This is a genomic window from Achromobacter sp. UBA5777, from assembly GCF_002418565.1.
In the GTDB taxonomy this organism is placed as follows: domain Bacteria; phylum Pseudomonadota; class Gammaproteobacteria; order Burkholderiales; family Burkholderiaceae_B; genus Achromobacter; species Achromobacter animicus.
In genome coordinates, this window is the sequence record NZ_DIEJ01000270.1 from 1 (window position 1) to 6,409 (window position 6,409).

General features: G+C 45.3%; 4 protein-coding genes. 3 read left to right on the top strand and 1 reads right to left on the bottom strand.

The window, feature by feature from the left end:
* Nucleotides 1-508: 508 nt before the first annotated feature.
* Nucleotides 509-805 carry a helix-turn-helix transcriptional regulator gene (locus tag B3446_RS23120; protein WP_017384073.1) on the bottom strand — a complete coding sequence of 99 codons (297 nt, stop codon included), beginning with the start codon at nucleotides 803-805 and terminating at the stop codon, nucleotides 509-511.
* Nucleotides 806-1,705: 900 nt separating this feature from the next.
* Here B3446_RS23120 and B3446_RS23125 point away from each other — a divergent pair.
* From B3446_RS23125 to B3446_RS28635, 3 genes are all read left to right on the top strand, one after another.
* Nucleotides 1,706-4,615 carry a P-loop NTPase fold protein gene (locus B3446_RS23125; protein ID WP_422652848.1) on the top strand — a complete coding sequence of 970 codons (2,910 nt, stop codon included), beginning with the start codon at nucleotides 1,706-1,708 and terminating at the stop codon, nucleotides 4,613-4,615.
* 517 nt (nucleotides 4,616-5,132) lie between these two features.
* Nucleotides 5,133-5,462 carry a hypothetical protein gene (locus B3446_RS23130; RefSeq protein WP_291385688.1) on the top strand — a complete coding sequence of 110 codons (330 nt, stop codon included), beginning with the start codon at nucleotides 5,133-5,135 and terminating at the stop codon, nucleotides 5,460-5,462.
* A gap of 762 nt (nucleotides 5,463-6,224) precedes the next feature.
* The coding region (locus B3446_RS28635) for a DUF3362 domain-containing protein (protein ID WP_422652849.1) at nucleotides 6,225-6,409 on the top strand (185 nt) is incomplete at its 3' end.

A 6,409-nucleotide genomic window follows, 5' to 3' on the forward strand; every position in this document is an offset into this window, starting at 1 on the left:
CTAAATCAGTAAGTTGGCACCCTTACCCTGTATAGGTACTCTCTGTTTTTCGTGGCCTGCCTCGCCCACGAATTTCGCCAGTCATGACTTTGCTCCTGCATTTTATTAACGGAAAAGAATAAGTGATTTTGCGCGGAGGCTTCAATCAGTTTATCCCCGGCGGTGACGAGGTGGCCACCTATGCCGACTGGACAGGGGACTGACTATTGCCATAACGCCATCGCAGGTTGCTTCAGTAAACCTGCTAATCCCGTACAATGGCGAATTCGCTATATCCGCTTCTCGCACTTAGCTGCCATAAATCGGCCAGGCAATCACAGGTCATTTCTGTCTCGCAAAGAAGGTGCCGTTTCTGCTTTGCGTTGACACCCCTAAATATTAGAATTAAAAGGAGAGAGTTACTGGAAAAAGGCAGCGGAGGCAGTGACAATCGTGGCTTGAAGCCACTACTCGATGGATGCGGACATGTAGTTGGCGTCATTCGACAAAACTAGCAAACTTCTAATAGTCACCATTTCTCCCGTCTGGCGGGAGTGCTGTCAAATGCCCCCCTCATCTCTGTGTGGGAAATGAAGGGTGAAGGGGAAATAGATGACAGCGTTATTTCTACGCCCAGAATACTGAATACCTTGTACAGACGATCAATACTGGCGCTAGCAGGGTTTGCTTCCAGGCGGGCATAGGTTTGCTGCGTTACGCCAAGCCTCTCAGACACATCTTTTTGCGTGAAGCCCTTGATTTTGCGAAACCCGATTAGCACAGGTCTGAGCTGGTTCAGCGTTTTTATCGGGAACTGATTATTCATAAGTGACCTGCCTCGCAGACTGAGTAGGGAGTACCGCCCTGTAATACAGCAGGTAAGGTGTATTTTGTGTTATACAGACTATAGGCTGTAAAACCTTTATTGAAAAGATGCTGATGTTCCAGGGGCATGCCGAGCATGGACGATTTTCTGCGGGGCGGTATTTCGCTACGGGGGAGATTGCGTTCGGGCAATGTACCGGTGTAAAAAACGTCAATTTTTCAAAACCGCTGTTATCGGGATAAGCTGAAAACTCCGAAGGCAGACACAGCCACGAATAATGTCAGACTTAAGCTCTGTAGCTGTCTTCTTTTGCCTGTAAATAACGTCTAGTTTGACTCTGATGAAGGCTGTACCAGGCAGAGAACATGTCACTCTCGGGGCCGGATGATAAAATGTGTTCAACTGGCTGGGCAGGGTAATAGCGAAGAACGTTCTCTGAAATTCGATTCAGCTCAGCGTAACGTGCGCTGTAGGTATGTATAATCCATTGCATCAATTTTGCATCCGTATTATTCGCAGATTACACACAAGAAGCTTAACAATGGCTGAAAGAGTGAGCAGGGATATGTAACAAAAACAAGGGCTTCAAGATGAACTGGATAAAACCGGAGCAGAGCAAGCCCTGTTCCGGTTTGTCAGGCTTTGGAATTTCTTCCAGGCCCCTGCAGCTAGTCACAACAAACACATTAATGTTTTCATTGCTTCAATTCAATATTATTGTGTGAAAGGGATTCCATCGAAATCGGCTTATGCATGCTTAAAACTAAACTGCCCCGGCTGCAGTCATTTGGTTGCTGTGGGCTCTGTACTGTGTCTAATAGTGAAAGAATCTTACGTTATAACGAAGGAAATTGCTGAATGACTCTACGATTGCAGACGGAATCACCCGCTGACCAGGATATGTTTAGAGGCAGCAGTCATGAAAAAGTTGCAGAGAATGTGGCTCAGATCATCAGGACACCTGATGTCAATATTATTGGTCTGGAAGGTGAGCTGGGTTCAGGTAAGTCAACAATATTGAAGTTCCTGCAGAAAAAGCTTAAAGATGATTTTACGTTCATTAACTTTGATGCAGAACGTTACCATCATGGCTCAACTAAAAAAGCGCTTATCGATGTCATCCACCACGGGGTCAGCCTACAATGTCCGGGCTCCCGGGATGTGTTGGATAAGTATAAAAATCTGGCTCTGGGTAACATCGTTGAATACGACAAGAGGGTCAGCAGCAGGCTAAGCTGGTTGACCGTCGTTTTTATTTTACTGTCATTGCTTTCCGTGCAGATGCTTCGTTATGTGCTAACAGACCTTAATCAATATTTTACTAACAAGGAGTCATTATTAGGGTGGCTTTTTTATGTTGAGGTGGCCGCGTTTCTTTCTCCTGCCATTATGGTCGCAGGACTGGCATGCCTGCAGAACATGGAATGGTACAGAAAGAAAGGGTATTCGAGTATTGGTGATTTGTTCAAACGCAACAGTACTGACAGGATTGAAGAGACTTGGCTAGTTAATAAGGAGGTCGGAGCTATTGAGCTGGCTGAAGCTCTGCAGGGATTTACCTCCAAAGAGGTCATTTCCCATGGAGATCGCTTCATCCTTATCATTGATAATCTGGACCGAATCAGTGCAGACAAAGTGAAAGAGCTCTGGAGTGATATGGAGCTTATTGCCGGAGCCACTCATGAACACTTCAGGATAGTGGTGCCCTATTCGGCAAGACAGGTTTCAGCCTCACTTTCTGTGGCGGGTTTCAGCGGGCGTGAGTTTATTGCAAAGCGGATTCCTGTAAGTTTTCAGGTTCCTCCTCTTATTTCGGCAGGATGGCAGGAAGCGTTAAGGCAGTACTGGAAAGAAACAGTAAATGAGGATGCAGGGATAGCGTGCCGGGAAGCAACGGTGTTGCTTGAGCGCTGGAAACCCTCTGAGTATCCTCGTATCACACCGCGATTAATGAAGAAGTTTGTTAATGATATTCATATTCTGAACCTTACCGTTCCTGCAACAGAAGAACATCGCCATATTCTTATTGCTCTCTACTTACTGGTGGTCAGATACGGGGAGCGAGATATTAAAGTATTACTTCGCGATCCCAAAGCTAGTCAGACCGAACCCGGTATTGCTCCGGATGATTTTGACGAGATGCTCTCGCTAACTTATCAACAAATATCCCGAATTTTTAATAACGATACAGAAAGATGGAGCGAATTTCTGATGAGCATCCACTATCAGTCCACGGTGGAGCTTGCCAGGAGCGAGTTGCTTGATACGCCTCTTAAAGACGCGATTGGTGCTATAAATATCCCACGGCTTGAAGAACTGACGGCCTTGTGGGGTTTCGCTGAAGCATGGCAGCGAGTGGCACCACATATTCAGATGCGAGACTGGCTGGTTTCTTATAGCCGGATGGATGAGAAGTGTCAGGCTCTCGCCGAACCGCAACTCAAAGTCGCAGTGCAAATGCTGAATCAGAGTTATGCTGTTTCACTCAGAGAAAAGAATGATGAAGGTTTCGTATTGAGTCTGCAGAAACTGATGGCTGACGGGCGGATAAGCCTAGAGCCTTTCGTCGAAAGGCAAATATCGTTTATTGTGAGTAAACTTGATGAAATTCAGGATTCAGAAAAATTGGAGGCTGAATCCACGAAGACGTTGCTGCAGGAAGCTGATTCATACTCTGTTCTGGCCGGTGAATCACTACTGAATAAAATGGAGAATTTTGTAGATGGCGTATTTTATGTGGAATACCTTGTCAATAATGAAGAGACCTTGTCAAACCTNNAAATTGGCACACTAGATATCGGAAATCACGGTCGGGAGGAGATGTTACGCTATGGAGCTGAGCAACCTCAGATAGACCTTTTTAATCCGGGAATTATCCGGCATATCAATATTGCATCGAAGGCGGTACAGAACGTAATTGGAAAGAATGATGGTACAGGTGGGGCTCAGGTTAGCTCTGCAATAATGACGCTTAAAAATCGTCAGGTTGTTGAGGACGTTATCCATTTCAGAAAAATTGTTCTGAGCCCGGACTGGAATAATAATGTTTTAAATCAATATTATCTTAATAATACGGCGACGAGGAATCTCTTCCCTGCGGAATTTGCTGCACAGGCTGTTGCTCACATGGTGCTCCATGGTAACTATGCCGGTATCGAGTCGTACAGTGAACATATTGGTGAGGAACGGTTTGACCTGGCTTTGGCTGCATATCTTCGTTATCTACGTACTGCCGAGAGTATCTTTATAGCACTTAAGGATAAAAATGTTCTGCCGTACATCAAAAATGCTGTTGGCAGGATTGTTGATTTAGGTCTTCTGGTGAATATACCTGTCCTGAGCTTTGTTAAAGGTCAGTATGACGTCATCAAAGAAGCTACAAATGCAACCTCTCTTTTAATATTTGTGCGAGAGCGTCAAAAAGCACTGTCAGAGAAAATAATTGAGTCTGATGTGAATGCTATGGGTCCAGTATTTCTCCATGACGTATATCAGTCAGGTGAGCAGTTTGATATTTTGAAGAAAAAGCTGAACGCCCTGGCATGTGGAGTATTTAGTTCTTCTGAAAGGCTTATTGAGTGTTTTACGGTTCTTCCTGTGAACATGCGCTTTATCCTTGAACAAATGCAACTTCAGGGGCAGCATATCCGGATGGAAGGTAGTGTGGGTATCTTTGCATCATGGTTCCGTGATGCAGAGCCAGACGTTGTCACAAATGCCGAGAACATTCATTTTCTGTGGTCTTGCCTCGACGATACCCAGAGAGAGACTGTACTTGATGAGTTGCACGATGTCTTACTTNNGTATTGACAGCCGTATTGCGATTATTACCCGTTTTCATAATGAGTTGTCGTTTATTGAACCTGAGAAGGCCGTTGAACGCAGGGCTATTGCGGCGCTGTTTAGCGCTTCTGTTGATAATGTATTATTGTCTCAATGGCTTGACCGTCAGACGTTTTCATTTTCATCATGGTCTCCGGAGGACGCCCGTACGGCAACGAGTTGTATAATGAATAACTCGGAGATTTTTCCTCTCATCTGCAGGAATTCACAGTATATTAAAAACAGAATGTTACCAGAGAAAGCGGACGTTACAGAAGATAGTGATACGTTTCCGGACTGAGTTCGTTCTTTAAATCCTATACCTGAAGACCACAGCGGTGGTCTTTGGGAGTTTTTTTATTGCCTGATATACATTAAGCATGTTATATCTTGCTAAGAAATAATCATTCAGGGATTAATCATAACTACTGAAGTTATGTTGTGTTCTTTTCTTTTAAAAATAAATTATTCAGATTTATTTTCTATTGATTTAATGAGGTAGGGAATGACAGAAAGTGCTTTGCTTTTGCGAGAGGCATTTAATGAATCGGTTAACTATATGACATGGTCTTTTTATTCACTGATAACTGCTTACGTTTCGATGGCTTTTTATGATAGAGTTGAGGTTAAGACCCGAATAAATAATTATCTGAATAAGTTACTTTTCGTGATTGCTATGTCCGTTTTTATCCCAAATATGTACTTTGTTTCAATGGTGTTCAGAGGAAAGTTAGGCACCGCAGCTGGCGTTGCGTCATTCATTATTGGGCTACTTTTCATGATGTTAAACTCGGCACCTGTAATTACTGGTATCGTACAGCAGCGCAAAGATTGAGTTTTATGAGTATAGTCAGTTGGGTTTTCATCTGTTTTATCAGACTTAGAAAAATGAAATCTTTCAATTCATTGATTTTAAACGCAAAAAAATTTCTAAATGATCAGAATTATAGGGTGCTCGCTCTGTTCGATCACCGAACACGAAGGCCGTATTATTCAGAGCCGTTCCGAAGAGTCGATTGTTAACGAGATCGAAGCGATTCGCGACACGGTGCCGGGCTTTACCGGCGTGATCTCCGATCTGGGTGGTCCAACGGCCAACATGTACATGCTGCGCTGTAAATCGCCGCGCGCCGAGCAGACCTGCCGTCGTCTCTCCTGCGTCTATCCGAGCATTTGCGAGCATATGGACACCAACCACGAGCCGACTATCAATCTTTACCGTCGCGCCCGTGACCTGAAAGGCATCAAGAAGATCCTGATCGCCTCCGGCGTGCGTTACGACATTGCGGTGGAAGATCCGCGCTACATCAAAGAGCTGGCGACGCACCACGTTGGCGGTTATCTGAAGATCGCCCCGGAGCACACCNNCAAAATGATGAAGCCGGGCATGGGCAGCTATGACCGCTTTAAACAGCTGTTTGATACCTATTCAAAACAGGCGGGGAAAGAGCAGTATCTGATCCCATACTTCATCTCCGCACACCCCGGCACCCGTGATGAAGACATGGTGAATCTGGCGCTGTGGCTGAAGCAGCGTCGATTCCGTCTGGATCAGGTGCAGAACTTCTACCCGTCGCCGCTCGCCAACTCGACGACCATGTATTACACCGGCAAAAACCCGCTGAGTAAGATTGGTTATAAGAGCGAAGACGTGGTGGTGCCGAAAGGGGATAAACAGCGCCGTCTGCATAAAGCGCTGCTGCGCTATCACGATCCGAAAAACTGGCCGCTGATCCGTCAGGCGCTGGAAGAGATGGGGAAAAAGCACCTGATCGGCTCGCG